The following is a 1,074-nucleotide window of genomic DNA, read 5'->3' as shown; positions in this document are numbered from 1 at the left end:
GCGCTGGCGGCGGAGGCGCGCATCACCGGGCCGCGCGGCGATCCATCGCTGGCCCTGACGGCGCGCGGGGAACGCGTGGCGCGCGGTGCCGAGGTGCTCGAGGCGCCGGACCTGGCGCTGAACGTCGCCACGCCGCTCTCCGCCCCGCGCGCGGAAGGGCGGCTGACGGCGAGCTATGCCGGCCTGCCGGTCGCGCTCGACCTTGCCGCCGCGCCAGAGGGCGAGCGCATCCGACTCGCACGCCTCGCCGCGCGCTTCGGTCCGGCCTCGCTGGACGCGGCGGGCATTGCCGACCCGGCCGCCGCGACCTTCGAAGGCAACGCGACGCTCGATGTGGCCGACCTCGCGCCCTTCTCCGCCCTGGCCGGACAGCGGCTCGCCGGACGCGTCGCGCTGCGCGCAGCGCTCGATGTCCGCGACGGGGTGCAGGGCTTCGACGCGACGCTGGAGGTGCCGGAGGCGCGGGTGGACGGGACCGCGCTCGGAGGCCGCATCGCCGCGCGTGGCACCCTCGCCGCAGCGGAAGCCGAGATCGAGGCCCGCGCGCAGGATGCGCGGCTGACCACACGCGCGCGGCTGACGCAGGAAGGCGAGGCGCGGCGCGTCGATGTCTCGGAGATGCTGCTCCGCCGCGGTGCCGACAGCCTGCGCCTGACAGCGCCCGCGCGCATAACCCTTGCCGCCGATGGCGGCATCGGCATCGCAGGCGTGGCGCTGACGACGAGCCGCGGCGGCACGCTGCGCGCGGAAGGGAATTGGGGGCCGGAGCAGGCGGACATTCGCGCGACCCTCGCCGCGCTGCCGGTCGCGGGCATCGCCGCCCTCGCCGCGCCGGACCTTGCCGCGCGCGGGACCATCTCGGCCGAGGCGCGCGTCACTGGCCCGGTTGCCGACCCTGCGGCGCGCTTCCGGCTGGAAGCGACCGGCCTAGCCATCGCCGATCCCACCTTCCGCGGCCTGCCGCCGGCGCGCGTTCTGGTCGAGGGCACGGCCGGGGCGCGCGCGGCGGATGTGCGGCTGGAGGCATCGGCGGGCGCAGTGCTGCGCGCGAACGGCACCGCGCGGCTGCCGGGC

Annotated in this window: 1 protein-coding gene; it reads left to right on the top strand. The window is 77.7% G+C overall.

The annotated features are described in order from the left end of the window. Positions 1-1,074 (top strand): translocation/assembly module TamB domain-containing protein (locus HW577_RS25470; RefSeq protein ID WP_198378873.1); only part of this gene is annotated, 1,074 nt, incomplete at both ends.

It is taken from the genome of Neoroseomonas rubea (genome assembly GCF_016106015.1).
GTDB lineage: Bacteria > Pseudomonadota > Alphaproteobacteria > Acetobacterales > Acetobacteraceae > Neoroseomonas > Neoroseomonas rubea.
The sequence above is the reverse complement of the archived record's forward strand: the minus strand, read 5'-3'. Positions and strand labels throughout refer to the sequence as shown.